This is a genomic window from Polaromonas sp. P1_E12 (genome assembly GCF_056405975.1).
On sequence record NZ_JBFUBB010000001.1, the window covers coordinates 1,109,805 to 1,133,723 of the forward strand.

Consider the following 23,919-nt stretch of genomic DNA (forward strand, 5'->3'; position numbering starts at 1 on the left):
GACCGCACCTCAATCAGGCACCTTCAGTCAATCCATCATCATGCACTGTCATCAGACAAATCCTGCTTGAGGGTCAGACTGACCCGGCAACCCGCTTTAGCGCGTCGTCAGTTTGCTGCTGCAGCGCCTGCATCAGCGAGCTTGCATCCCGGTGCCTGAGCAGCGGTGCGGCCTGACCGGACCAAAGCGACATCAAGTCTGTTCTGCTCTGGGCAATGGCCGCCGGCTTCATCTGGCCTGTCAGCCAGTTCTGGACCGGGTAGGGCGCAATGTGGCCTTCATGCACCTTCAACTCGTTCATGAAACGGTTTTCAATGCCGCGCGCCAGCCGCCCGCTGAAGGCACGGGTGAGGGCTGTGTACCTGGCGTCGGGGCTGAATAACTTTTGGCGGTGGATGTCGCTGGCGGATGACTCAACGCACGCCAGGAAAGCCGTGCCAATCTGCACGCCCTGGGCGCCCAGCGCCAGGGCCGCTGCAATACCGCGCCCATCCGCAATGCCGCCTGCGGCAATGACCGGGGCCTTGATCGCGTCGACCACCTGCGGAATCAGCGCCAGTGTGCCGGTGAGCGAGTTGTCGGCCGGGCGGAGAAAGGACACGCGGTGCCCACCAGCCTCAAAGCCGGTTGCCACCACCATGTCGACGCCGGCGCTGTCGAGCGCTATCGCCTCTTCAGGCGTTGTGGCGGCGCCCAGTGTCACGATATCAAGCGCCCTGCATTGGCGCAGGATGTCCGGCGACGGAATGCCGAACACAAAACTGAACACTGCGGGGCGCGCTGCCAGCAGGCCCTGCACCTGATCTTCGTAGCGCGGGCTGAAACGCTCGGGCCGGGTCGGCAGGGGTTCACCGAGTTCCTTGAAGTAGGGCGCAAGCAACGCCAGATGCTGCTCGAACTGCGGGTCTGTGAGTGGCGGATCCTCGCTGTTCTCATGCGGCACCCACAGGTTCAAGGCGAAAGGCCGTTTTGTTTTCAGGCGTATGGCCTGCGCCGTTTCTTCAATTTGCGCGCCTGTCAGGTGATGCACGCCAAACGAGCCCAGCCCACCGCTTTCGCAGACCGCCGCGGTCAGCGCCACCGAGGAAAGTCCGCCGCCGAAGGGACCTTGCACAATCGGCGCTGCCAGGCCCAACCTCTGGGTCAGGGCCGTGGTTTTCCAGCGGCTCATGCCAGCAGCCCTTCGGCCTTCAGGGCCTCGCGCACGGCGGGCCGGCCGGCCACGCGTGCCAGGAAATCCTGCAGGTGCTTCAGGTCCGCCAGGTCCAGCGACACGTACTTGGCCCAGCCTGTGACGGCAAACAGGTAGGCATCGGCCACGGTGAAGGACTTGCCGAGCAAATAGTCTTTGGACTGCAGCTGGGTGTTAACCCATTCGTATTTTTTGCGCAGAACGCTGGCCAGGGTTTTCTTGGCGCTGCTGTCCAGGTCCGGGTTGAAGAGCGGCGTGAAGGTTTTGTGGAGCTCCGAGGTGATGTAGTTCTGCCACTCCATCACGCGGTAGCGGTCCATGCTGCCGGCGGCCGGAAGCAGGTCGGCGCGGCCTGCCTTGTCGGCAATGTATTGGGCGATGACGGGGCCTTCGGTCAGGCGCTCGCCGCTCTCGAGCTCCAGCAGCGGCACGGCACCCTTGGGGTTGATGGCGTAGTAGTCGGCCCCGTCTGCGGTGGTGTGGGTGCCTGTATCAACTTTTTCAAGCTTGAAGGCCTGCCGGGTTTCCTTCAGAACAATGTGGGGAGCCAGTGAGCAGGCGCCAGGAGAGAAAAACAGTTTCATGGGTTCCTTGATCAAATTAGTTGGGAAGGCCTCATGCTATTGATGATGTTTGGAGAGATAAATGGATGTTGGTTAACTTCATAAGTTACATGGCGTAATAGATAATCCACAGAAAATCAAAACCATGAACCGTCAATTTGATGATCTTCAGCTGGGAAGTATTGAGCTTTTTTGCCTTGCGGCAGAGCTCAGCAGCTTCACGGCGGCGGCAACCAGTGCCGGCCTCACGCCTGCCGCTGTGAGCCGCTCGGTGTCGCGTCTGGAGGAAAGGCTGGGCGTGCGGCTCTTCACGCGCACGACGCGGCAGATACGGCTGACCGAGGCCGGTCGCGCTTATTTTGAGCAGGCGCGGCAGGCCCTGGGGCAGCTGGTGGAGGCCGAGCGCGAAGCCACGGGCCAGCAATTGGTGCCTGCCGGCGTGCTGCGCATCAGCCTGCCCACGCCTTACGGGCACTACCGCGTGCTGCCTCTGCTGCCGGCTTTTCGGGCTCTTCATCCAGCGGTGCAGGTTGAGGTCAACCTGAGCAACCGCAATGTCAACTTTGCCGACGAGGGCTACGACCTGGCCATACGCGGGCGCGCGCAGCCCGACTCCAGTCTGGTCGCGCGCAAGCTCGAAGATGCCGCGTTGGTGGTGGTGGCCGCGCCCTCGTACCTGCAGCAGGCGGGAACCCCAACCTCGCTGGAGGCCTTGCAGCAGCATGACTGCATCCAGTTTTTGTTGCCCAGCAGTGGTCAGAAAATCCCGTGGCTGTTCAGCCAGGCGGGCAAGGAACTGGAGGTGGCTACCAGCGGTGGGTACTGCTGCTCGGAAGACCTGCTGGGTGGGGTGACGCTGGCCCGGCATGGCGCGGGCCTGCTGCAGACTTACCGTTTTATCGTCGAAGAAGACTTGCGCCAGGGCCGGCTGCAAGAGGTGTTGCAGCCCTTTGTGGGGCGGTCACGGCCGTTTTCATTGCTATACCCGCACGGCCGGCACGTGCCCTTGCGGGTGCGCTTGTTCATCGACTTCCTGCTTGAAAAGCTCAAGCAGTAAATGCGGGCCGCAGACTAGAGGGATGGGCCTGGCCGCCTGGTCCAGCCAGACGCTATTAGCGGCTTCGCGCTTCGTCGGTTTCTGCGGTGCTCTGCTGCATGGCCAGCTCCAGCAGCTTGCTGTAGTTTTCCAGCTTTTTATACAGCAGGCGCACTTCCAGCGCATTGTGGATGCGCGTCTTGACTTCGACCAGGTCAAACGGTTTGCTGATGAAATCCTTGGCGCCGGCCTGCAAGGCGCGCAGCTTGTGGGCCGGCTCCGCGGTCAGCACGATGACAGAGAGGTATTTGTCGTGCTGGTCTTCCTTGAGTGCTTCCATCACCTGGAAGCCGTCCATGCCGGGCATTTTCAGGTCGAGCAGGATCAGGTCGTAGCGGTGCTCTGCGTGCAGCGCGGCTACCTCCAGCGAATTCATGGTGGACCTGACCTGGGTATAGCCGGCGCCTGCCAGCAGCTGTTCGAGTAACTGCACATTGACGGGCTGGTCGTCCACCACCAGGATGCTGCCGTTCAGGATGTCGAATTCGGTGTTCATGCGGTTTTTTCCGGCACGGAGGCCTGCATGGACTTTGTTTTGGAAAATGCCAGCGCCAGGTCCAGGGTGTCCATGAATTCATTGATCCTGATGGGCTTGGTGAGGTAGCGAAAGAAGCCGGCTTCCATGCCTTTTTCAATGTCACGGGGTATGGCATTGGCGCTGAGCGCCACCACCGGAATGTGTGCTGTCAACGGATCGGCACACAGAATCTGTACCGCCTTGATGCCGCTGATGCCCGGCAGGTTGATGTCCATCAGGATGATGTCCGGCTGCGAGGCCTTGGCCATCGCGATGCCGCTGATGCCGTCACGGGCCGACAGCAGCCGGATGTCGGAGCGGCGCGCGATGAGGTCTTCCACCAGCATCAGGTTGGCCGGGTTGTCTTCTACGTACAGAAGTGTATGGGCACGTGGATCGGTAGCCACCTGGCTTTGCAGGATCGGTGCCAGGGCTGCCAGCTCTGTTCGCAATGCAATTTCGTCGGTCACGTCCATTTCAATCCAGAACACACTGCCTTTTCCGACAACGCTCTCGACGCCGATGACGCCACCCATCAGCTCGATCAGGCGTTTGGTCATCACCAGCCCAATGCCCGTACCTTGTTCGGTGGTGGCTTGCTGGCCCAGGCGGTTGAAGGGCTGAAAAAGCTGGTCGATCTTGGCAGGGTTCAGGCCTTCACCCGTGTCCTCAATGCAGATACGGATGCGCTTTTGCGGCAGATCCACGCAGTTGATCAAGACCGTTCCACTACTGGTGTTGTACTTGATCGCGTTCGACAGCAGGTTGATTAGTACCTGCTTGAGCCGGGTGCGGTCGGCATTCACGAAGCAGGGCACAGGGAATTTTGGAAAGGTCACGGTAATGCCGCGCTTGCCGGCCTGTGACTCGATCAGGGTCTCGCATTCAAGCATGACCTCGGCCAGCGACACAGGTTCCAGCGACAGCGACAGCTTGCCGGACTCGATCAATGCCAGGTCCAGGATTTCGTTGATCAATTCCAGCAGATACCAGCCGGCCTGGAGGATCTGGTCCACACTGCGTTTTTGCGAGGGCGTGGGTTGCGGCGTGCCGGATTCGATCAGCTGCGCAAATCCGAGGATGGCGCTGAGCGGTGTGCGCAACTCGTGGCTCATGCTGGACAGGAAGTCCGATTTGGCGAGGTTGGCCTTCTCGGCCACGGCCATCGCTTCCTTCAAGGCCACTTCGACCTGCTTGCGTACCGAGTTGTCGGTGCCGATCAGCAGGTAGCCGATGATGGTGCCGAAATCGTCGCGCAATGCGGTGATGGACACGATGGCCGGAAAGCGGCTGCCGTCTTTACAGATATAGGTCAGCTCGTAAATGTCTTCAATGCCGCGCGAGGCCTTGAATGCCAGCGCCTCGAAGCCGGGCGTGATGGTGGTGGCGAGCTCCAGGCTCAGCGCCTGGGCCCGGGCCATCACTTCCTGCGGATCATGGATGTCGCTGGGGTTGATCTTGTTGACGACTTCAGCCGCCATATAACCCAGCATGCGTTCGGCACCGACGTTGAAGAGCTGGATGATGCCTTTTTCGTCGGTTGCGATGATCGAGAAATTTTCGCTCGTCAGGATGGCCGTCTGCAATGCGCCTGTCTTGAGCAGTGCTTCCTGGCGCTTGACCTCTATGCCATCGGCTTTGGCAATGGCGTCAAGAACGCTCAGGCTGGTAATAGGTGACATGGGCCATGTTTCTGTAAAAGTAACGACGACCCTGCGAAGCGCCGACTATGGGCGGCGCTTCCAGAATCCTGGCCGGGGATAAGTGAAGTCTTTGCAAAGACTCCGGCAGTGTACAGGTCTTGCCTGAAAAGTCCGTGCGCCAGCGCACATAGCGGGGCCGTGCGACCCTAGCTGTTTGCCCGGCGGTAGAACGCCAGCGAGCCCGCCAGCGCCAGCAGCGCGCCGCCGCAAGCGCGGTCTATCCAGCGTGTGGCCGAGGCCTTGAGCAGGCGTATTGCGCGTGCGCCTATGAAGGCATAGCCGAACATGACGGAAAAATCGATGCCGGCGAATACCAGCGAAATGGCGAGGTATTGCGGTGCCTGGGCCGCAGCCGGGTCAATGAACTGCGGGAGCAGGGCTGAGCAAAAGAGGTAACCCTTGGGGTTGGTCACGGCCACCAGGAAGGACTTCATGAAAATTGCGCGGCTGCCGTGTTGCGTGCCGGCAGTGCCTTCGGCGGGGATTTCAAATCCGCCGCGTGAGCGCAGCAGGCGAATGCCCAACCAGGCCAGGTAGACCGCGCCTGCCCACTTGAGCACCGAGAACCAGAACTCGGAGGCCGCCAGCAGCGCACCCAGACCGAGAGCTACGGCGCCTACCAGCACAAAGTCGGACACCACGGCCCCCAGCATGCCGGGCACGGAGCGGCGCACGCCGTAGCGCGAACCATTGGCCAGCGCCAGCAGGACGGTGGGGCCGGGCGTGGCAATAGCCACCAGTGCCACGATGGAAAAAAGCAGCAGGGTGGCGGTGTTCATGGTGCGGCTCCGCAACCCTGAGGTTTAAAAACACGCTCTTTCGAAGGCGGGTACTTGGCCAGCATGTCGGCCGGGCGGCGCGGCCGCGTGGTGAATTCACCGCCGCAGTTGGGGCAGACCCCTTTGAGCTTGGTGGTGACGCAGTCAACACAGAACGTGCATTCAAAGGTGCAGATGCGGGCGTCGGGCGACTCGGCGGGCAGGTCGCGGTTGCAGCATTCGCAGTTGGGGCGGAGCTGGAGCATGCTGGGGTTTCCTGTGTAGATGGGACGGGAGTCACCGGATGCTAAAGAAAAACCGTTCAAGGGGAAAGCCCCTATGACAACTTCTTGACCAGCACCTGGCTCTTGCGGTCCCAGTTGTATTTGCGCTTGCGGCCTTCGGGCAACCAGTCCGGGTCTACCTGCACGAAGCCGCGCTTGATGAACCAGTGCATGGTGCGGGTGGTCAGCACAAAGATGCTTTGCAGGCCGGCGGCGCGGGCGCGTTGCTCTATACGCTTGAGGATTTTCTCGCCGTCACCCTGGCCCTGGCTTTGCGGCGACACGGTGAGCGCCGCCATTTCAGCCGTTTTGGCTTCGGGGTAGGGGTAAAGCGCCGCACAGGCAAAGATTACGCCGTCGTGTTCGATGATGCTGTAGTTGGCGGCGTCACGCTCGATTTCGGTGCGGCTGCGCTTGACGAGCGTGCCGTCATTTTCAAAAGGCTCGATCAGCTGCAGGATGCCGCCCACGTCGTCTTCCGTGGCTTCGCGAAGTTCTTCGAGTTTTTCGTCGATCACCATGGTGCCGATGCCGTCGTGCACATAGATTTCCAGGAGCAGCGCGCCGTCTACCGCGAAGGGCAGGATGTGGCTGCGTTCCACGCCGGCCTTGCAGGCCTTGACGCAGTGCTGCAGGTAAAACGCGGTGTCGGTGGGACGTTCGCCGTTGGGCAGGGTGGCCAGCAGTTTTTCGGCGGCGGCCAGCGGCAGCTCGGTGTCGATGGGGTTGTCTTCGCTTTCCGGCTGGTCGTGGTGGATGCGTATGCCGGGAATTTCGCTCAGGAAAATCAGCTTGTCGGCCTGCATGGCGATGGCCACCGAGGTGGCGACTTCTTCCATGGTCAGATTGAAGGCTTCGCCGGTGGGTGAGAAGCCGAAAGGCGAGAGCAGCACCATGGCGCCGAAATCCAGCACACGGCCGATGGCGGCGGTGTCCACCTTGCGCACCAGGCCCGAGTGTTTGAAGTCCACACCGTCGAGGATGCCGACCGGCCGCGCGGTGATGAAATTGCCCGAAATCACCCGTACCGTGGAGCCGGCCATGGGGGTGTTGGGCAGGCCCTGGCTGAAGGCCGCCTCAATCTCATAGCGCAGCTGGCCGGCGGCTTCCTGGGCACAGTCGAGCGCGACTTCGTCCGTGATACGCATGCCGTGCGAATATTTTGCGGCGTGCCCCTTGGCCTTGAGCTGCTCGTTGACCTGCGGGCGAAAGCCGTGCACCAGCACGATCTTCACGCCCATGCTCTGGATCAGTGCCAGGTCCTGGGCAATGTGCTGGAGCTTGCCCGCCGCAATCGCTTCGCCTGCAATGCCTACGACGAACGTTTTACCGCGGTGGGTGTGTATGTAGGGTGCGACTGAACGGAACCAGGGCACAAAGGTGAAATTGAAGACGGCAGACATGGGCGCGCTTTCGGGATCGGTTGTGGCGGGTCAAGGGCAGCCGGGGACGGCGCGGAAGGTGGCAAGCGGTCTCCCTGGGCGCTGTTTCCCCGGTAAACGGAAAAAGTTCAGTGAGTGTAAGGGAGACACAGCCGGCCTGAGGGATGCAAATGCCGGCTTTGGCGAGGGTGTGCTTTTTGCCGGCGTACTGCATTTGAGGGTTTGCTTAATGAGGGGCGGCGGGGTATGGTTCGGGTTCATGGACAAATACGCGATCGGGTTTTGGGGCTGCTATTTCGGGTCAGCCAGCCTGATGCTGGCCGGTTCAGCATTTGCCTATATCCGGTCCCTGCGGCGCATTGCCGTCAATGCGGCTGTCTCGGCAATCGCCTCGACGTTTTTTGTGGTGGCCTTCCTGGGCGGATTGCCGATCGAGAACGCCGATCTTCTGGACCGTTTCCTGGCCCATGTGGCCAGCGTGGTCTCTGCGCTACTGGCTTACCTGCTGTTTTCCATTCTTGGCATCCTGCGCAATCCGGACTCGGCCCGGCGCGCCTTGACCTGGTTGGCGAGCCTGGCTCTTCTGAGTATCGCGGCTGGCTGGGCATTGAGCCCGCGCCACGCCCTGGCGCTGAGCCTGGCGGTGGCGTGTTTTCTGGGGCTGGTGGCAATGGCGCTCAGTCTTCGCAGCGCCGTGCGGGGGGATCGCCTGGCCTGGGTGGCCGTCTCGGGCGTCTCCTTCATGCTGGTGGCCATTGCGGGGCTGAGCTGGGTGGCACTGGACCGTGCCCATGTGCCGTGGCAGGTGCACGCGGTGACCGCTGTCGCCGGCACGTGTTATCTGGCCACCATGGCGGCTGTGCTCTGGACCCGTTATTCCTACCTGATCGAGTTGAACCGGGCCATGGCACACGGCCCCAGCTACGACCCGGTCACACGCATGCGCTCGCACAGCGAAACCGGCAACATGCTGGAGGCGGCCTTCAGGCGTTACCGCGATGAACCCGTGCCGCTGGGCGTGATTGTGGTGTCGGTGGCCAATCTTTATGTGCTGGAAAAGCTCTATGGCCATGCGGCCGCCAACCACGCACTGTTTGTATGTGCCGGCCGGTTGCGCCGCACCGTACCCGCGCATGTGGAAATGGGGCGCCTGGAAGAGAACGGGTTTTTGCTGCTGATGCGCAATTGCCATGACAGCGGCCAGCTGATCCACCTGGCGCGCAGGGTCCAGGCCGCCCTGGCGCGGCCGGTGGTGCTTAACACCACACTGGAGGGTGATTTGGTAGGGAACCAGCAGACGCGCTGGGTTGCCGAGGTCGGCCTTGGCGTGCTGCGGGTCTCCAAATCCGATGCGCGCGCCTCTTCGGCAGTGAGCATAGGGCGAGGCATGTCGCGCACCGCGCTGAGCTACCCGAGCCGCATTGCGTGGTTTGACGAGACCAGTGGGGAAGCCGTCGACTTGCCTGTGCTGGCGGCCTGATCGCGGCGCCATAACCATAGCCGGTCCGCTGCGGGCTGGAACACCCGATAATTGAGCGCTCTGGCAGCGCTGCTGCCGCTTTTATCCTGCTCTGCTTGCCTTTTTCTTCGCCTCCATCCTTGTCTCCCCTCGCCATTACCTTTCCAGAGTCGCTGCCCGTTTCGGGCAAACGCGACGAAATCACCGCCGCCATGGCGGCCCACCAGGTCATCATTGTCTGTGGCGAAACTGGCTCGGGTAAAACCACCCAACTGCCCAAGATTGCGCTGGCCATGGGGCGCGGCAAGCTCAATTACCCGGCCGGACAGGGCCGCCTGATAGGCCATACCCAGCCGCGCCGTATTGCCGCGTCCAGCGTGGCCAAGCGCATCGCGGAGGAGTTGAAAACGCCGCTGGGCGACGTGGTGGGCTACAAGGTGCGCTTCCAGGACCGTCTGAGCCGCGACGCCTCCGTCAAGCTGATGACCGACGGTATTTTGCTGGCCGAGACGCAGACCGACCCGCTGCTCAAGGCCTACGACACCATCATCATCGACGAGGCCCATGAGCGCAGCCTGAACATCGACTTTCTGCTGGGCTACCTGCGCCAGCTGCTGCCGCGCCGGCCCGACCTCAAGGTGGTCATCACCTCGGCGACGATTGATGCGCAGCGGTTTGCGGATTACTTTGCTTCTGCCGCCCCGGCGCCGGGCCGCCCCAAGCCGGGCGACGCCCCCTCGGGGGGCAGCGACGACGCGCAGCGCGGAGCGTGGGGGTCAAAAATTCCGGCGCCGGTCATCATGGTGTCGGGCCGCATGTTTCCCGTCGAACAGCGCTACCGGCCGTTTGAGGAGTCACGCGAGCACGACCTGAACGATGCAATTGCTGACGCAGTCGACGAGCTCTGGCTGAGCCCGCACAGCGCAGGCGACATCCTGGTTTTCCTGCCCGGAGAGCGCGAGATCCGCGAGGCGGCTGACCACTTGCGCAAGCACCTGGCGCACCAGCCGCTGACGCGCAACGCCGAGGTGCTGCCGCTGTTCGCGCGCCTGAGCCAGGCCGAGCAGGACCGCATTTTTGACGGCCACAGTGGGCGGCGCATCGTGCTGGCCACCAACGTGGCCGAAACCTCGCTGACTGTTCCGGGCATTCGCTACGTGGTGGATGCGGGCACGGCGCGCGTCAAGCGCTACAGCTTTCGCAACAAGGTCGAGCAGCTCATGGTGGAGCCGGTGTCGCAGGCCGCGGCCAACCAGCGTGCAGGCCGCTGCGGCCGGGTGGCCGATGGCATTTGCATACGCCTTTACGACGAAAAGGACTTCCAGGGCCGCCAGCCTTTCACAGACCCTGAAATCCTGCGCAGTTCGCTGGCTTCGGTGATTTTGCGCATGAAGGCGCTGCACCTGGGCAATGTGGAAGAGTTTGCCTTTATCGAGCCGCCGCAGCGCCGCGCCATTGCCGACGGCTACCAGCTGCTGGCCGAGCTGGGCGCGGTGGACGAAGACAACGAGCTCACCGGCGTCGGCCGCACGCTGGCCAAACTGCCGCTGGACCCCCGCGTGGGCCGCATGATTCTGGAAGCCAAGGACCGCAACGCGCTCGACGAGGTACTGGTGATCGCCAGTGCGCTCAGTGTGCAGGATGTGCGCGACCGCCCCATGGACAAACAGGCCCAAGCCGACCAGCAGCATGCCAAGTTCGATGATGAGAAGAGCGAGTTCAGTGGTTACCTGAAGCTGTGGAAATGGCTGGGCGACGCGCGTGGCGGCCACGGCACCGACCATAAACTGTCAAACCGCCAGTATGAGAACCTGCTGCGCGAGAACTACGTCAATATCCGCCGCGTGCGTGAATGGCGCGACATCCATTCGCAGCTGCATACGGTTGTGGGCGAACAGAAATGGGTCCTGAACGACAAGCCTGCCAGCTATGAGCAGCTTCATTTATCGATGCTGTGCGGCCTGCTCGGCAACATCGGCTGCAAGAGCGACGAGGAAGACTGGTACCTGGGTGCACGCGGCATCAAGTTCTACCGCCACCCCGGCGCACGCCTGAGCAAAAAGCCGGGCCGCTGGATTGTGGTGGCCGAGCTGGTGGAAACCACACGCCTTTTTGGCCGTGGCATTGCCAACATTGACCCGGCCTGGATAGAACAGGTGGCTGGGCATCTTTTAGCCAAGCAGCTGCTGGACCCGCACTGGGAGAAAAAGGCTGCGCAGGTGACGGCGCTGGAGCGTGCCACGCTTTACGGCCTGGTGGTCTATAACGGGCGGCGCGTCAATTTCGGCCGTGTCGACCCGGTCACGGCGCGCGAGATATTCATCCGTGAAGCACTGGTGGCCGGGAACTGGGACACCAAGCTGCCTTTCCTCGCGGCGAACCTGAAGCTGATCCAGCAGGTGCAGGATCTGGAACACAAAGCCAGGCGCCAGGACGTGCTGGTGGACGAGGAACTGATCTACGCTTTTTATGACCAGCAACTCCCGGCTGACGTACACAGTGGTGCAAGTTGCGAACATTGGTACAAGGAGGAAGTCAAAAAGCAGCCGCAGCTCCTGCTCTTGACGCGTGAAGAACTGATGCGGCATGAGGCTGCCGGCATCACTACGCAGTCGTTTCCCAAGACACTGCGAATGGGTGGTGTGGATTGCTGGGTCACTTACCTGCACGAACCCGGCGACGCGCGCGATGGCGTGACGGTGGATGTGCCGCTGTTCGCTCTCAACCAGGTCAATGAAGAGCGCTGCGAGTGGCTGGTGCCGGGCATGCTCAAGGACAAGGTGCAGGCGCTGATCAAGACGCTGCACCAGCGCCCGCGCTCGCGGCTGGTGCCCTTGCCCGAGACGGCCACGCGTATGACGGAGCAACTGTTGCAACCCGAGGTGTTCGGCAGCGGCTCGCTGACCGATGCGGTGCTCAAGCTGGTGCGCGATGCGACCTCGCTGGACGTCAAGCGCAATGACATGAAGCTGGATATGCTGCCCCCGCACCTGTTCATGAACTTCCGCGTGGTCGACGAGCACGGGCGCCAGCTGGGCGCGGGCCGCAACCTGGGCGCGCTCAAGGGCGAACTGGGCTCGCAGGCACGGGGTGCCTTCCAGGCGCTGGCGGGACTCAAAAACCTGGCAAAAGCACCCGAGTCTGAGGCCGAAAAGACGGTATCCACCGAAAATTCAGTATCAAATCGGCCTCCGGCCCAATCAGGACGTGCGCAAGCAGCTCCTGAAAAGATAGCACCCAGAGCGCCGGAGCGCTACACCAGCTGGAGCTTTGGCGAGTTGCCGGAGCTGATGGAAATCCGCAAGGGTTCGCAGACGCTGATAGGGTTTCCGGCGCTCATTGATTTGGGCGATGCGGTGACGATCGAGGTGTTTGACGAACCCGACGTGGCGGCCGCGAAGCACCGCGCCGGCTTGCGCCGGCTGTTCTCCCTGCAAATCAAGGATGCGCTGAAGTACCTGGAAAAGAACCTGCCTGAACTTCAGAAAACGGCCACCAGCTACATGCTGGTGGGCCGTGCCGCCGACAACTCTGGCGGCGGTACGCTGGAGGAATTGCGCGAGCAGATCATCGAAGTGGCGCTGGACCGTGCCTTTTTGCTCGACCCGTTGCCGACGCACGAAGCCGAGTTCAAAAAACGCATCGACGATGGGCGAGGGCGCCTGACCTTGATTGCCAGCGAGGTGGCCCGGCTGGCTGCCGGCATCCTGACCGAGTTCGCTGTGGCCCAACGCAAGATCAAGGACACGAAAAATGCCGCCGAAGCCGCGGCAGATGCCGCCCAGCAACTGCAGCGCCTCGTACCCAAGCGCTTTCTGACGGCCACACCTTATGGGCAACTGCAGCATTTCGCACGCTACCTCAAGGCCATCACGTTGCGGCTGGAAAAATGGCGCGCCGACCCGGCACGTGATGCCGCACGGATGACCGAGTTGCGACCGCAGGAGCAGCGTTACTGGCGGCTGGTGGCTGAGCGAAAAGGCGCGGTGGATGCGCGCATGCAGGAATTCCGCTGGTTGCTGGAAGAGCTGCGTGTGAGCTTTTTTGCGCAGGAGCTGCGCACACCGCAGCCGGTCAGCATTAAGCGGTTAGAAAAGGTCTGGGCTCAGCTCAATAGCTGAGTCCAGACCTTTCGGCGAAGGCTAACAACTGCCGAAGGCTTGTTATGCCGCCGCTAAAAAGCGTGGCAGCAACTGAATAGTTGAAACAGGCTTGTGAGATGGGAGCGCAAAAAAATGGCCTTGCAATGCAAGGCCATTTTTCCTGGTGAATCACCAACGGAAGGTGCGGACTAGATGCGTCCCATCAGCAGCAGGATGACCAGGATCAACACCACCAGGCCGACACCCCCGCTGGGCCCGTAACCCCAGCTGCGGCTGTGGCCCCAGGTAGGCAAAGCGCCGACCAGGATAAGAATAAGAACGATCAGCAGGATAAGGGATAGGGACATTTGAAGCACTCCTTGTTATGTGAAGTGATTCTTTCCCGGTGCGGGGCGCAAACAAGCAGGATGAACGCCTGTCCAGCCGTCGGCAAATACTGACAGCCTTGGCTTACATGCGAGGCTTGCCGCGTTTACAACTTGGCCAGGCGCTGCAGCGCCGTGTTCAATGTTTCGTCTTTTTTGGCAAAACAGAACCGCACCACGCGCTGGTCAAAGCCGTTGCCGTAAAACGCCGACAGGGGAATCGCCGCCACGCCGATTTCAGTGGTCAGCCATTTGCAGAACCCGGCTTCGTCCAGGTCACTCACGTCGGAGATGTCCACGCACTGGAAGTAGCTGCCTTCGCTGGGCAACAGCTTGAAGCGGGTTTTGGCAAGGCCTTCGCGAAAGAGGTCGCGCTTGCGCTGGTAGAAGGCCGGCAGGTCCAGGTAAGGCTGCGCATCGGCCATGTACGCGGCAAGCCCGTATTGCACAGGGGTATTCACGGTGAAGACGTTGAACTGGTGCACCTTGCGGAACTCGGTGGTCAGTGCTGCGGGTGCGGCCACGTAGCCGACCTTCCAGCCGGTGACGTGGTAAGTCTTGCCAAAGCTGCTGACAATGAACGCACGCGCGGCAAGGCCGGGAAAACGTGCGGCGCTTTGATGGATGCGTCCCTGGGCCGCATCGAACACCATGTGCTCATAGACTTCGTCGCTGATCAGCAGGACGTCAGTGGGCGCCAGAATGTCCTGCAGCGTGAGCATGTCGGCCTCGGTCCATACCGTGGCGCTCGGGTTGTGGGGCGAGTTGACGATGATCGCCCGTGTCCTGGATGTGATCGCTGCGGAAATTTTGTCGAAGTCGGGCCGGAAGGTACCGGGCGTGAGGGGAACGCGCACCACGACGCCACCGGCCAGCTCGATGTTGGGCACGTAGCTGTCGTAGCAGGGCTCCAGCACGATGACCTCGTCGCCGGGGTGAACGACAGCCAGGATGGCCGTGATGATGGCCTGCGTGGCGCCCGCGGTAATGGTGATCTCGGTGTTGGCGTCGTAGCGGTGACCGTAAAGTTTGGCCACCTTGGCTGAGATGGCTTCGCGCAGCGCCGGAACGCCCGTCATGGGCGGGTACTGGTTCAGGCCTTTTGTCATCGCGTCCGTGACGGCGTTGACCAACTGTGGGTCACACTCAAAATCAGGAAATCCCTGGCCCAGGTTGACAGCGCCTTTTTCAGCAGCCAGTGTGGACATCACCGTGAAGATGGTGGTGCCGACAGCGGGCAGCTTGGTTTTGAGATCTGGAGTTCGTTCGAGGATCATGGTCATGATTGGGCTGGATGTGTTTCTTTTGCAAGCGGCCGCGGCGGAACCGGCTTTGCCGGGCCGCTTGCGGCGCCCCCTGAGGGGGAGGCGGGCGAAGCCCGCCACGGGGGGGAGTCAAACCTCATAGTCATTGACACGGCCAGCCATGGCCTTGGTGATCAGGGCGCGGTCCAGCTTGTCGCTGAGCAGTTCGGCGAATTTATAGACGAAATTGCGAAGGTAGGCGCTGCGCTTAAAGGCCACGCGGGCTACGTTGATACCGAACAGCGGGCCGGCCGCGATGGCAATCAGGTCGCTGTTGGTGCCGTCTTCCTTGATGGCCATTTCTGCGACGATGCCCACGCCCAGTCCCAGGCGCACATAGGTCTTGATGACGTCGGAGTCAATCGCCTCGAGCGCAATGCGCGGCTGCAGGCGCTTGGCGGCAAACGCCAGGTCGATCTTGGTACGGCCGGTGAAAGACGGGTGGTAAGTGATCAGGGGTTCTTGCGCCAGGTCTTCCAGCGTGATGTTGTCTTTTTTGGCCAACGGATGGTCAACAGGAATGACCAGCATGTGCTGCCATTCGTAGCAGGGCAGGGTCACCAGGTCTTCGTACTGCGTCAATGATTCGGTCGCGATGCCGATTTCGGCCACCTCATCAAGCACCATGCGCGCCACCTGGTCGGGAGAGCCCTGGTGCAGGCTGACATTGACTTTGGGAAAGGCTTCACGCAGCTTGGCAACGGGCTGCGGAAGCACATAACGGGCTTGCGTATGGGTGGTGGCAATGGAGAGGGTGCCGCTGTCCTGGGCAGAAAACTGCTCGCCAATGCGGCGCAGGTTGCCGACTTCGCGCATGATGAGTTCAATGCTTTTGAGGACGTGTTCCCCGGGTTCCGTCACGCGCTTGAGGCGTTTGCCGTGCCGTGCAAAGATTTCGACGCCGAGTTCCTCTTCAAGCTCGATGATGGCCTTGGATACGCCGGGCTGCGAGGTGTGCAGGGCCTTGGCGGTCTCTGTCAGGTTCAGGTTGCGCCGGATGGCCTCCTGGACGAAGCGGAATTGGTGAAGGTTCATATCGAATTCAGGCTAATTATTGGTTTTATTATGCCTGTTTTACGCTAAAGAGGAGCCCAACCGCCGTACCGATGCGCCATGCCTCCACGGTTATGACAAGGCAATGCTGGCCATAAGTGCGGTCAATTCGCGGTATTCCCCGGCTGCAGGCAGAAGCTCGACTTCTACGCCTGGATGTGCCAACCTGACGCGTTCGACCAGCAGCGGCAAGTCTTCCCGGGCGTGCTTGCCTATACCAAAGAAAAGCGGAAACACCCTTATATGGCGGGCGCCAGAAGCTATTAAATTTGTAGCGGCTTCAGGCAATGAAGGTGGGCAGAGCTCCAGGTAGGCGCAACTGACAGGGGTGCCGGGCTCGCGGAGACGGACTTGAGCGGCAACCGCCTCAATGGGGTCGCGCCACTGCGGGTCGCGCGAGCCATGGGCAAGCAGGATGATGCCGCGCGGCGTATGGGCCAGGGACGTCATGAACGGTAGCGTCCGTTAACGCCTGAGCACCAGCCAGCCAAACGCGCCCAGCGAGACGGCCATATAAAGCAGGCCTGGCGTGGCAGCCGCAAGCCAGGGCTGCCAGTTTCGCAGGTTGCCGATATAGCCGAACACGTTGTTGAGCAGGAAGAAGCTGATGCCGATCATCACACCGGCGAACACGTAGCCGGCGATGCCGCCGGAGCGAAAGTGAAGGTAGGCAAAAGGCAGCGCCAGAATCACCATCACCAGGCAGCTGAGCGGGTAAAAGACTTTTTTCCAGAACTCTATTTCATAGCGTTGCGCGGTCTGCCCATTGGCGTCCAGGTGACGGACGTAATTGAACAGGTCAATGGTGCCCATGCGCTCAGGCTTGAGCAGCGCCACCGAAACCATTTCAGCGCTGATTTCGGTAGGCCAGCGAAAGCTCTTTAGCACTGTGCGGTTGACCTTGGCGCTGCCTCCGGGTTTGGCGGCGCTGCTGGCGCCGGCTGGAACATCAAACTCTGCGCGCGTGGCCTGGTTCAATTCCCAGGCATCGCCGGCGGTGAACGCTGCCAGCGGCGCCTGTGTGGTGGAGACGATCAATCCCTTGTTGTTGAACTCGAAAATCTGCACACCCTGCATTTCGTTGTCGGGAGTAAGCGCCCTCACATTGACCACAAAGGTGTTGTAGGCCTGCTTTTCCTTCAGCCAGGCACCGGTTTGGCCGATGGTGATCTTGTTCTGGTAGCGCGCCTTGAGCAGCTGTGCGGCCCGTTCGCTGGCAGGCGCCACATAATCGCCCACGGCGAAACTGAACACCACGAACAGCGCCCCCAGGACCAGCAGCAACTTCAGCGCGCGCCAGGGGCCGAGTCCGCTGGTGCGCAGGATGGTGTATTCGGAGCTCTGTGCCAGCCGGGCCATCACAAAGATGGTGCCGATCAGGACGGAGATCGGCAGCAGCTCGTACAAATGATTGGGAATCAGCAGGCCTACATACAACAATGCGTGCCTGATCTGGTAGATATCGGCTGCGTTGATGCCGCTGCTCTTGCCGAGGTATTGCAGTTCATCGACCAGGTCAAAAAAGAAGAACAGGGCCAGGAAGCCCAGTGCCACCAGGGCGATGGCAGCCAGCACTTCACCGTAGATCAGGCGGCGTATGGTTTTCATGCGTGGCTTTCACTGTCACGTACGGCCAGCGGTGTACGGTTGATGCGCCGGGCGGGCCGCAGCGTCCAGTTGAACTGCCGCTTGGATAGCCAGGCCAGGGCCAGCAGCAGGACGCCGCCATGCAGCGCCAGCAGGAAGTTGCTGAAACTGATGAGGCCCACAAAAATCCAGCTTTGTCCGAGGTTGACCAGGTTGTTGTAGACCACAAACGTCAGCAGCACAAAGATCATGTTGCCGCTGCGGCCACCGCGCGGATTCACGCTGGCCAGGGCCACCGCCAGCACGACAAAATTGATGGATGCCAGCGCCAGCCCCAGCCGCCACGCCAGCTCGCTGAGGTTGCCGCGGGTCGGCGCCTTGATCAGGGAGCGGGTGGACAGCAGTTTGGCTTCCGGTGCGTTTTCGGTCAGCGGATTGTTATCGCCGGTTTTGGTGCCGTACTCTTCGAAGTCGCTGATTTTGAGCGCCGATTGCCCGATCACGTTTTCCAGGCGCTGGCCGTTTTCGAGCATGAGGAACTGCGCGTCACCTCTGGCCTCGATGCGGCCCGAGCGGGCCGTGGTGATGGAACTCTTGCCCTTTTCGGTCGCAGCGATGAAGACGTTGTTGCTGGAGCGCTCGCCCGCCAGGTCGCGGTCGATGAAGAAAACCCGGTTGCCGCTGGAGGATTCCTGGAACTGGCCAGGGGCAATGCGGTCAAGGTCGCCGCGCTGCTCATAGCGGCTTTGCATGTCTTTGGTTTGCTGGTTGGTCCAGGGCCAAACAAAAAGAGCCATCAGCGTGATGACCAGCAGGACAGGCCATGCAAAACGGAAAAGCGGCCGCAGAAAACCCGACAGGCCCTGACCGCTGGTGAACCACACCACCATTTCGCTGTCGCGGTACATGCGCGACAAGGTACTGACCATCGCAATAAACAGCGACAGCGTGAGGATGGTCGGCAGGCGTCCCAGCGCCGAGTAGGCCATGAACAGCATGACGTCCTGCGGATTGATGAAACCGCGCGATGCCTGGCCCAGGGTGCGGATCAGAACAATGGTCATCACGATGGTGACCAGGACCACCAGCGTGGCCCCAAAACTGCGTGCCAGCTCTTTGCGAATCGTGGATTGGAATAACATTGACTGAATATCTGCCTTGGCTTCGTTTTATTTTTTGTTTTACTTTGGTTTATTTACCAGACCCTGAATTATGGACTTTGAACTCAAAACACTGACACCCACCCGTATTTGCAGTGAAAAAACCGACGCGCTGCTGGTTCTCGTACCCCAGGATCCGGGCTCCGGCAATGACCCTCTTTCTGTGCTCGCATCGCTGGCGATCAAGTCGGGGGACTTTGAGGCCAAGCCGGGCAAGCTCCTGAGCACGTACCGCGCCCCCGGCATCACTGCCAGGCGGGTCGTATTGGCGGGCGTCGGGGATGCCAGCGCCAAAAACGTTCGTACCGCCGTCAGTGCCGGCCTGGGCGCCCTGAAGGCTGCGAACGTGCAGCACCTGACCATTTGCTTCGGTGCCGTGGGCGGTCTTCGAGCTGAAGCCGTGCGCGCGGCCGTGGTCGCTTGCGGTGATGCCACTTATACCTACGCTACCACCAAGTCCAAAGCCGCCAAGAACACAAAAGCCGGCCCCGGCAGGTTGCAACGGGTGGTGGTTGCCGTGAATGACGCCGCAAGTGCCCAAATCGCGCGACCCGGCATTGACAAAGGCGCAGCGCTGATCAAGGGCATTGAATTTGCCAAGGAGTGGGCGAACCGTCCGGCCAACCACGCGACACCGACGCTTCTGGCCGGCGCTGCCAGGGAACTGGGCAAGCTGCGCGGCATCAAGGTGGAGGTGTTGGGCCCCAAAGAGGTCGCCAAACTCGGTATGGGCTCCTTCATGGCCGTGGCGCAGGGTTCGGCCGAGCCGTTACGTTTTATCGTTCTGCGCTATGAGGGGGCGGCCAGGGCCGAGGCGCCCGTCGTACTCGTTGGCAAAGGCATCACCTTTGACACGGGCGGCATCTCCATCAAGCCCGCGGCCGAAATGGACGAGATGAAGTTCGACATGTGCGGTGCCGCCGGCGTTCTGGGCACCTTCCGGGCGCTGGCAGAGCTGCGGCCGGCGCTCAATGTGGTAGGCCTGATTCCCGCTTGCGAAAACATGCCGGGCAGCCGCGCCATCAAGCCCGGCGATGTGGTGACCAGCATGAGCGGGCAGACCATTGAGATCCTGAACACCGACGCCGAAGGGCGGCTGGTGCTCTGCGACGCATTGACCTACGCTGAGCGCTTCAAGCCCCGGGCGGTGGTGGACATCGCGACGCTGACCGGCGCCTGCGTGATTGCCCTGGGCGGCGTGCGCAGCGGGCTTTTCTCCAGCGACGACACCTTGGCCGAGGCGTTGTCGACGGCAGGCGAATCGTCCCTGGACCTGTGCTGGAGGATGCCACTGGATGACGATTATGCCGAAGGACTCAAGACCAATTTTGCAGATGTCGCCAACGTGGCGGGGCGTGCCGCGGGTGCGGTGACCGCGGCCAAGTTCCTGCAGCGGTTTACAGCCAGTTTTCCATGGGCGCACCTGGACATTGCCGGTACGGCCTGGAAAGGCGGAGCCGCCAAAGGTGCGACCGGCAGGCCGGTGCCGCTACTGCTGGACTACCTGCTGGACCAGGTGGTGCCTGCCAGGGCAGGGACTTCGGCCCAAGCATCGGGCAAAAAAGCCAAAACAGTTTCCAGGCGCAAATCCGCATCCAAAACCCGGGCATGACCGAAATCGCCTTTCACTTCAATGTGCCGGACAAGCTGGCCTACAGCTGCCGGTTACTTCGCAAGGCCTACCTGAGCGGCGCCAGCGTTGTGGTGACGGGGGATGCGGCGGTGCTGGCGGAACTGGACCAGTTGATCTGGAGTTTTTCGCCTGCGGAATTTGTGCCGCATTGCCGTGCGGGCGCCCCCCAAAGTACATTGGCGGCAACGCCGGTGGTGCTGGCCGAGTCGCTCAAGGACTGCCCGCATTACGGCGTACTGGTCAATCTGGGGCATGGCATTCCCGCCGAATTTGAACGCTTCGAACGTTTTATCGAAGTTGTGGCGCAGGCCGACGATGACCGTCTTGCAGCGCGAAGCCGGTGGAAGCACTACACCGACAGGGGCTATGCCATGAAACGCCATGACCTTGCGACGGCCGGGGAGGGCGCATGAACCGCCCGCCCGCACCGCCGCGGTTTGTGCCGACGCTGACGGAAGTCGTGCGGCCCATGCCTGCACCGATGCCGGCTGCGCCGCCTGAACCAGCCAGGACTGGTTTGCCGGTGCCGCCGTCTACCGCTTCTGCAGAGCTTCAGGAGCAGATGGTGCAACGCGTGCTGCAGCGGGTGAACCTGGTTCTTGAGCGGCGTTTGCGGGAGGTCGTAGGGCAACTTATCCTGGAGCACACGCAAACCCTGGTTCCACGTCTGCGCGAAGAAATTGAGGACGTTGTCCGTCAATCTGTGAGCCAGGCTTTGAAGCACGAAGCGGCACCGCCAAACACGGACGCATAGGATGCGCGAGCGGCTGTCTGCACAGATGCTTTTTCGCTGTGCCCAACCCTTGAAACACAAGTTCACATAAGGCAATCTGCTCCCCGGGTAAACCCCCTTATCGGAATTTAACCTAGGGACGTTGCTATGGTGCGGGCCCGGAAATTGCGTTATGTTCGGCCCCGTTGAGTAAAAAAATTGTTCTCAACCTTTAACGGTAATTTCCTAATCGGAGTGTTTTTTATGCAAATGAAATTAAAACTGACAGTAGTGGCTGCTCTCGCTGCAGTAGCGGGTTTTGCCTCTGCCCAAGACGCAGTGATCAAGATCGGTCACGTGGCGCCGCTGTCCGGCTCGCAAGCCCATTACGGCAAAGACAATGAAAACGGCGTGCGCATGGCCATCGAAGACCTGAACGCGCAAAACGTGGTCATCGGCGGCAAAAAGGTCAAGTTTGAAATTGTTGCTGAAGATGACGCCGCTGATCCAAAACAGGGCACCGCCGCTGCACAAAAGCTGTGCGACTCCAAAGTCGCCGGCGTGGTCGGCCACCTGAATTCCGGAACCACCATTCCCGCTTCCAAGGTCTACAACGATTGCGGCATTCCCCACGTCACGGGCGCTGCAACCAACCCCAACCTGACCAAGCCAGGCTACAAAACCACCTACCGCATCATTGCCAATGACAACGCCCTTGGCGCTGGCCTGGCTTTTTATGCTGCCGACACGCTGAAGCTGAAGAAAGTCGCCATCATTGACGACCGTACGGCTTACGGCCAGGGCGTTGCTGAAGTGTTCAAGAAAACGGCCCTGGCAAAAGGCATGACCGTGGTTGACGAGCAGTTCACCACCGACAAGGCTACCGACTTCATGGCCATCCTGACCGCCATCAAGGCCAAAGCACCTGACGCGATCTTCTTCGGCGGCATGGACCCACAAGGCGGCCCAATGCTGCGCCAGATGGAACAACTCGGCATGGGCAACGTCAAGTACTTCGGCGGCGACGGCATCTGCACCGCAGAACTTGCCAAGCTGACTGCAGGCGCCAAGACCATCGGCAACGTGGTTTGCGCTGAAGGCGGCGCATCGCTGGCCAAAATGCCAGGCGGCGAAGCCTGGATGAAGCGCTACGAAGCCAAGTATCCGAAGCAGTTCCAGGTTTACAGCCCGTACACCTATGACGCGACCTTCGTTCTGGTTGATGCCATGAAGCGCGCCGGATCCTGGGATCCAAAGGTTTACACCCCTGAGCTGATTAAAACCAATTTCAAGGGCGTGACCACCACGATCGCTTTTGAACCCAATGGCGAACTGAAGAACCCCGCTATCACCCTGTACGTCTACAAAGACGGCAAGAAGTCTGCTCTGAACTAATCGTTCACCGCAAACAAAAAAGCCACCGCAAGGTGGCTTTTTTTTGCCCGGCAAAAACCCGGGAAGACCGGAAATGAGGCGCCGAAAGTGGAGCGGGCACAAAAAAGCCCAGCAAGCTGGGCTTTTAGGAGTTTTTGCCACCGTGTGGAAACTCACGGCGACGAGACTGTTTGGCGGAAGAGGCGGGATTCGAACCCGCGGTAGGTTTAACCCTACGCACGCTTTCCAGGCGTGTGACTTAAACCGCTCATCCACCCTTCCGCGAAGCCTTCGATTATAGCAGTGCTGCGAACAGACGGAGGCAGGAATTGCACCCGAAGCGCAACAGGCTCAGTGGAGTGCGTCCTGGAACCGGTGCTTTTCCAGCTGGGCCAGGGAGACGAATTCCAGCGCCTTGCTGTGCGTCGACTCCAGCACGACAGGCGGTGCAAAGCCGGCCTCCAGCGCTTCGCGCCACCGGTTGGCACACAGGCACCAGCGGTCATTCGGCTGAAGGCCCGCAAAGCGGTACACAGGCTGCGGCGTGGAAAGATCGTTGCCGCGGCTGGCGGAAAAAGCCAGAAATTCACGCGTGACGCGAACGCATACCAGGTGGGACCCCGCATCCGACGCATCCGTGTTGCAGCAACCGTCCCGAAAATAGCCGGTCAGCGGGTCATAGGAGCAGGGCACCAAATCCGTGCCCAGTACGTTTTTTGCGCTCATGGTCTTGCCTGCGAAAAGCCCGTCGTTATACCTTGTTGGCCTGCACCATTTTCATGGCCGAGCTGATGAGCGCACCGACTTCAGTCATGTTGCTGGGCACGACCAATGTCGTTTTGGCGTCCTTCGCCACCTTCGAGTAGGCCTCTACCGCCTGCTGCGCAACCTTGAGCTGCACGGCTTGTTCACCGCCAGGTTGGCGGATGGCAGCGGCCACCAGCTCAATGGCTTTGGCGTTGGCGTCGGCCACAGCCATGATGGCGGCGGCTTCGCCCTGGGCGTTGTTGATGGCGGCCAGCTTTTCCCCTTCGGAGCGGGCAATGAATGCCTCGCGCTCACCGGTGGCAATATTGATCTGCTCCTGGCGGCGGCCTTCAGAGGCGGCGATCAGCGCGCGTTTTTCCCGCTCGGCAGTGATTTGCGACTGCATGGCGTGCAGGATTTCCTTGGGCGGCGTCAAATCCTTGATTTCATAGCGCAGCACCTTTACGCCCCAGTTCAGGGCGGCTTCGTCAATGGCGGCAACGACCTGCGCATTGATGATGTCGCGCTCTTCAAAGGTTTTGTCGAGCTCCAGTTTGCCGATCACCGAGCGGAGCGAGGTTTGGGCCAGTTGTGTGACGGCCACGATGTAGTTGGATGAGCCGTAGCTGGCCCGCATCGGGTCCGTGACCTGGAAATACAGGATGCCGTCGACCTGCAGCTGCGTGTTGTCGCGGGTAATACAAACCTGGCTGGGGACGTCGAGCGGGATTTCTTTCAGGCTGTGCTTGTAGGCGACGCGGTCGACAAAGGGAATCAGCCAGTTCAGGCCGGGGGTCAATGTGCCCGCGTATTTTCCGAGGCGCTCCTTCACCCAGGCGTTTTGCTGGGGTACGACCTTGATGGCGCGGATGACGAAGATCATCGCGACGATAAAAATGACCAGTGCTACATAAGACGACATGCTGA

General features: G+C 61.0%; 22 protein-coding genes and 1 tRNA gene. 7 read left to right on the forward strand and 16 right to left on the reverse strand.

Annotation, left to right across the window (positions count from 1 at the left end; genetic code table 11):
* Positions 1 to 73: 73 nt before the first annotated feature.
* Positions 74 to 1,171: an NAD(P)H-dependent flavin oxidoreductase gene (locus tag AC1D13_RS05460; protein WP_477689115.1), complete on the reverse strand. Its 1,098-nt coding sequence runs from the start codon at positions 1,169 to 1,171 to the stop codon at positions 74 to 76.
* The gene (gstA, locus tag AC1D13_RS05465; protein WP_477689116.1) at positions 1,168 to 1,776 is read right to left on the reverse strand and encodes a glutathione transferase GstA; all 609 of its coding nucleotides are present in this window, start codon (positions 1,774 to 1,776) and stop codon (positions 1,168 to 1,170) included. Before gstA ends, AC1D13_RS05460 begins: the two co-directional genes overlap by 4 nt.
* Positions 1,777 to 1,900: 124 nt before the next feature.
* Here gstA and AC1D13_RS05470 point away from each other — a divergent pair, with 124 nt between their 5' ends.
* Entirely contained in the window at positions 1,901 to 2,812 is a 912-nt protein-coding gene (locus AC1D13_RS05470) for a LysR family transcriptional regulator (RefSeq protein ID WP_477689117.1), read from the forward strand.
* A gap of 55 nt (positions 2,813 to 2,867) precedes the next feature.
* On the opposite strand, the gene AC1D13_RS05475 is transcribed toward AC1D13_RS05470, so the two are convergent.
* The 5 genes from AC1D13_RS05475 to argA form a co-directional block, all read right to left on the reverse strand.
* Positions 2,868 to 3,347: a response regulator gene (locus tag AC1D13_RS05475; protein WP_457282734.1), complete on the reverse strand. Its 480-nt coding sequence runs from the start codon at positions 3,345 to 3,347 to the stop codon at positions 2,868 to 2,870.
* Entirely contained in the window at positions 3,344 to 5,050 is a 1,707-nt protein-coding gene (locus AC1D13_RS05480; protein ID WP_457282735.1) for a PAS domain-containing hybrid sensor histidine kinase/response regulator, read from the reverse strand. Before AC1D13_RS05480 ends, AC1D13_RS05475 begins: the two co-directional genes overlap by 4 nt.
* Positions 5,051 to 5,217: 167 nt before the next feature.
* Positions 5,218 to 5,850 carry a LysE family translocator gene (locus AC1D13_RS05485; protein WP_477667326.1) on the reverse strand — a complete coding sequence of 211 codons (633 nt, stop codon included), beginning with the start codon at positions 5,848 to 5,850 and terminating at the stop codon, positions 5,218 to 5,220.
* Complete coding sequence (locus tag AC1D13_RS05490) at positions 5,847 to 6,095, reverse strand: DUF1272 domain-containing protein (protein ID WP_457282737.1); 249 nt, start codon at positions 6,093 to 6,095, stop codon at positions 5,847 to 5,849. Before AC1D13_RS05490 ends, AC1D13_RS05485 begins: the two co-directional genes overlap by 4 nt.
* Positions 6,096 to 6,166: 71 nt before the next feature.
* The gene (gene argA / locus AC1D13_RS05495) at positions 6,167 to 7,516 is read right to left on the reverse strand and encodes an amino-acid N-acetyltransferase (RefSeq protein WP_457282738.1); all 1,350 of its coding nucleotides are present in this window, start codon (positions 7,514 to 7,516) and stop codon (positions 6,167 to 6,169) included.
* Between the two features lie 238 nt (positions 7,517 to 7,754).
* Here argA and AC1D13_RS05500 point away from each other — a divergent pair, with 238 nt between their 5' ends.
* Positions 7,755 to 8,975 (forward strand): sensor domain-containing diguanylate cyclase, encoded by a 1,221-nt coding sequence (locus AC1D13_RS05500; protein WP_477689118.1) that lies wholly within the window; start codon positions 7,755 to 7,757, stop codon positions 8,973 to 8,975.
* Between the two features lie 119 nt (positions 8,976 to 9,094).
* Entirely contained in the window at positions 9,095 to 13,075 is a 3,981-nt protein-coding gene (gene hrpA, locus AC1D13_RS05505) for an ATP-dependent RNA helicase HrpA (protein WP_477689119.1), read from the forward strand.
* A gap of 170 nt (positions 13,076 to 13,245) precedes the next feature.
* Here hrpA and AC1D13_RS05510 read toward each other — a convergent pair whose 3' ends face one another.
* The 6 genes from AC1D13_RS05510 to lptF form a co-directional block, all read right to left on the reverse strand.
* On the reverse strand, positions 13,246 to 13,404 hold the full coding sequence (locus AC1D13_RS05510) for a DUF3309 family protein (protein ID WP_457282741.1): 159 nt from the start codon (positions 13,402 to 13,404) through the stop codon (positions 13,246 to 13,248).
* 125 nt (positions 13,405 to 13,529) lie between these two features.
* Positions 13,530 to 14,705 carry a pyridoxal phosphate-dependent aminotransferase gene (locus AC1D13_RS05515; RefSeq protein WP_457282742.1) on the reverse strand — a complete coding sequence of 392 codons (1,176 nt, stop codon included), beginning with the start codon at positions 14,703 to 14,705 and terminating at the stop codon, positions 13,530 to 13,532.
* 111 nt (positions 14,706 to 14,816) lie between these two features.
* Positions 14,817 to 15,761 (reverse strand): CysB family HTH-type transcriptional regulator, encoded by a 945-nt coding sequence (locus AC1D13_RS05520; protein WP_457282743.1) that lies wholly within the window; start codon positions 15,759 to 15,761, stop codon positions 14,817 to 14,819.
* Positions 15,762 to 15,851: 90 nt separating this feature from the next.
* Entirely contained in the window at positions 15,852 to 16,229 is a 378-nt protein-coding gene (locus tag AC1D13_RS05525) for a sirohydrochlorin chelatase (protein ID WP_457282744.1), read from the reverse strand.
* Between the two features lie 15 nt (positions 16,230 to 16,244).
* Positions 16,245 to 17,387 carry an LPS export ABC transporter permease LptG gene (gene lptG / locus AC1D13_RS05530; RefSeq protein ID WP_457282745.1) on the reverse strand — a complete coding sequence of 381 codons (1,143 nt, stop codon included), beginning with the start codon at positions 17,385 to 17,387 and terminating at the stop codon, positions 16,245 to 16,247.
* Positions 17,384 to 18,508, reverse strand: coding sequence for an LPS export ABC transporter permease LptF (lptF, locus tag AC1D13_RS05535; RefSeq protein WP_457282746.1), 1,125 nt, complete (start codon positions 18,506 to 18,508; stop codon positions 17,384 to 17,386). Before lptF ends, lptG begins: the two co-directional genes overlap by 4 nt.
* 70 nt (positions 18,509 to 18,578) lie before the next feature.
* On the opposite strand from lptF, the gene AC1D13_RS05540 reads away from it, so the two are divergent.
* The 4 genes from AC1D13_RS05540 to AC1D13_RS05555 all read left to right on the forward strand — a co-directional run bounded on the left by AC1D13_RS05540 (position 18,579) and on the right by AC1D13_RS05555 (position 22,266).
* Complete coding sequence (locus AC1D13_RS05540; RefSeq protein ID WP_477667333.1) at positions 18,579 to 20,138, forward strand: leucyl aminopeptidase; 1,560 nt, start codon at positions 18,579 to 18,581, stop codon at positions 20,136 to 20,138.
* On the forward strand, positions 20,135 to 20,572 hold the full coding sequence (locus AC1D13_RS05545; RefSeq protein WP_457282748.1) for a DNA polymerase III subunit chi: 438 nt from the start codon (positions 20,135 to 20,137) through the stop codon (positions 20,570 to 20,572). The genes AC1D13_RS05540 and AC1D13_RS05545 overlap by 4 nt, the downstream gene beginning before the upstream one ends.
* Positions 20,569 to 20,913 carry a hypothetical protein gene (locus AC1D13_RS05550; protein WP_457282749.1) on the forward strand — a complete coding sequence of 115 codons (345 nt, stop codon included), beginning with the start codon at positions 20,569 to 20,571 and terminating at the stop codon, positions 20,911 to 20,913. Before AC1D13_RS05545 ends, AC1D13_RS05550 begins: the two co-directional genes overlap by 4 nt.
* Positions 20,914 to 21,135: 222 nt before the next feature.
* Positions 21,136 to 22,266, forward strand: coding sequence for a branched-chain amino acid ABC transporter substrate-binding protein (locus tag AC1D13_RS05555; protein ID WP_457282750.1), 1,131 nt, complete (start codon positions 21,136 to 21,138; stop codon positions 22,264 to 22,266).
* A gap of 171 nt (positions 22,267 to 22,437) precedes the next feature.
* Here the strand turns inward: AC1D13_RS05555 and AC1D13_RS05560 are convergent.
* The 3 genes from AC1D13_RS05560 to AC1D13_RS05570 form a co-directional block, all read right to left on the reverse strand.
* A tRNA-Ser gene (locus AC1D13_RS05560) sits at positions 22,438 to 22,527 on the reverse strand.
* Between the two features lie 69 nt (positions 22,528 to 22,596).
* Positions 22,597 to 22,971 carry a DUF2237 family protein gene (locus AC1D13_RS05565; protein WP_457282751.1) on the reverse strand — a complete coding sequence of 125 codons (375 nt, stop codon included), beginning with the start codon at positions 22,969 to 22,971 and terminating at the stop codon, positions 22,597 to 22,599.
* 25 nt (positions 22,972 to 22,996) lie between these two features.
* Entirely contained in the window at positions 22,997 to 23,914 is a 918-nt protein-coding gene (locus AC1D13_RS05570; RefSeq protein WP_348045061.1) for an SPFH domain-containing protein, read from the reverse strand.
* Positions 23,915 to 23,919: the final 5 nt, after the last annotated feature.

Excerpts from the sequence above, each read along its gene's own strand:
- lptG (WP_457282745.1), bottom strand. The coding sequence starts at position 17,387 with ATGAAAACCATACGCCGCCTGATCTACGGTGAAGTGCTGGCTGCCATC.
- AC1D13_RS05565 (WP_457282751.1), bottom strand. The coding sequence starts at position 22,971 with ATGAGCGCAAAAAACGTACTGGGCACGGATTTGGTGCCCTGCTCCTAT.
- AC1D13_RS05515 (WP_457282742.1), bottom strand. The coding sequence starts at position 14,705 with ATGACCATGATCCTCGAACGAACTCCAGATCTCAAAACCAAGCTGCCC.
- AC1D13_RS05460 (WP_477689115.1), bottom strand. The coding sequence starts at position 1,171 with ATGAGCCGCTGGAAAACCACGGCCCTGACCCAGAGGTTGGGCCTGGCA.
- gstA (WP_477689116.1), bottom strand. The coding sequence starts at position 1,776 with ATGAAACTGTTTTTCTCTCCTGGCGCCTGCTCACTGGCTCCCCACATT.
- AC1D13_RS05485 (WP_477667326.1), bottom strand. The coding sequence starts at position 5,850 with ATGAACACCGCCACCCTGCTGCTTTTTTCCATCGTGGCACTGGTGGCT.
- AC1D13_RS05550 (WP_457282749.1), top strand. The coding sequence starts at position 20,569 with ATGAACCGCCCGCCCGCACCGCCGCGGTTTGTGCCGACGCTGACGGAA.
- AC1D13_RS05510 (WP_457282741.1), bottom strand. The coding sequence starts at position 13,404 with ATGTCCCTATCCCTTATCCTGCTGATCGTTCTTATTCTTATCCTGGTC.
- AC1D13_RS05490 (WP_457282737.1), bottom strand. The coding sequence starts at position 6,095 with ATGCTCCAGCTCCGCCCCAACTGCGAATGCTGCAACCGCGACCTGCCC.
- AC1D13_RS05520 (WP_457282743.1), bottom strand. The coding sequence starts at position 15,761 with ATGAACCTTCACCAATTCCGCTTCGTCCAGGAGGCCATCCGGCGCAAC.
- lptF (WP_457282746.1), bottom strand. The coding sequence starts at position 18,508 with ATGTTATTCCAATCCACGATTCGCAAAGAGCTGGCACGCAGTTTTGGG.
- argA (WP_457282738.1), bottom strand. The coding sequence starts at position 7,516 with ATGTCTGCCGTCTTCAATTTCACCTTTGTGCCCTGGTTCCGTTCAGTC.
- AC1D13_RS05555 (WP_457282750.1), top strand. The coding sequence starts at position 21,136 with ATGCAAATGAAATTAAAACTGACAGTAGTGGCTGCTCTCGCTGCAGTA.
- AC1D13_RS05540 (WP_477667333.1), top strand. The coding sequence starts at position 18,579 with ATGGACTTTGAACTCAAAACACTGACACCCACCCGTATTTGCAGTGAA.
- AC1D13_RS05470 (WP_477689117.1), top strand. The coding sequence starts at position 1,901 with ATGAACCGTCAATTTGATGATCTTCAGCTGGGAAGTATTGAGCTTTTT.
- AC1D13_RS05480 (WP_457282735.1), bottom strand. The coding sequence starts at position 5,050 with ATGTCACCTATTACCAGCCTGAGCGTTCTTGACGCCATTGCCAAAGCC.
- AC1D13_RS05525 (WP_457282744.1), bottom strand. The coding sequence starts at position 16,229 with ATGACGTCCCTGGCCCATACGCCGCGCGGCATCATCCTGCTTGCCCAT.
- AC1D13_RS05545 (WP_457282748.1), top strand. The coding sequence starts at position 20,135 with ATGACCGAAATCGCCTTTCACTTCAATGTGCCGGACAAGCTGGCCTAC.
- AC1D13_RS05475 (WP_457282734.1), bottom strand. The coding sequence starts at position 3,347 with ATGAACACCGAATTCGACATCCTGAACGGCAGCATCCTGGTGGTGGAC.
- AC1D13_RS05500 (WP_477689118.1), top strand. The coding sequence starts at position 7,755 with ATGGACAAATACGCGATCGGGTTTTGGGGCTGCTATTTCGGGTCAGCC.
- AC1D13_RS05570 (WP_348045061.1), bottom strand. The coding sequence starts at position 23,914 with ATGTCGTCTTATGTAGCACTGGTCATTTTTATCGTCGCGATGATCTTC.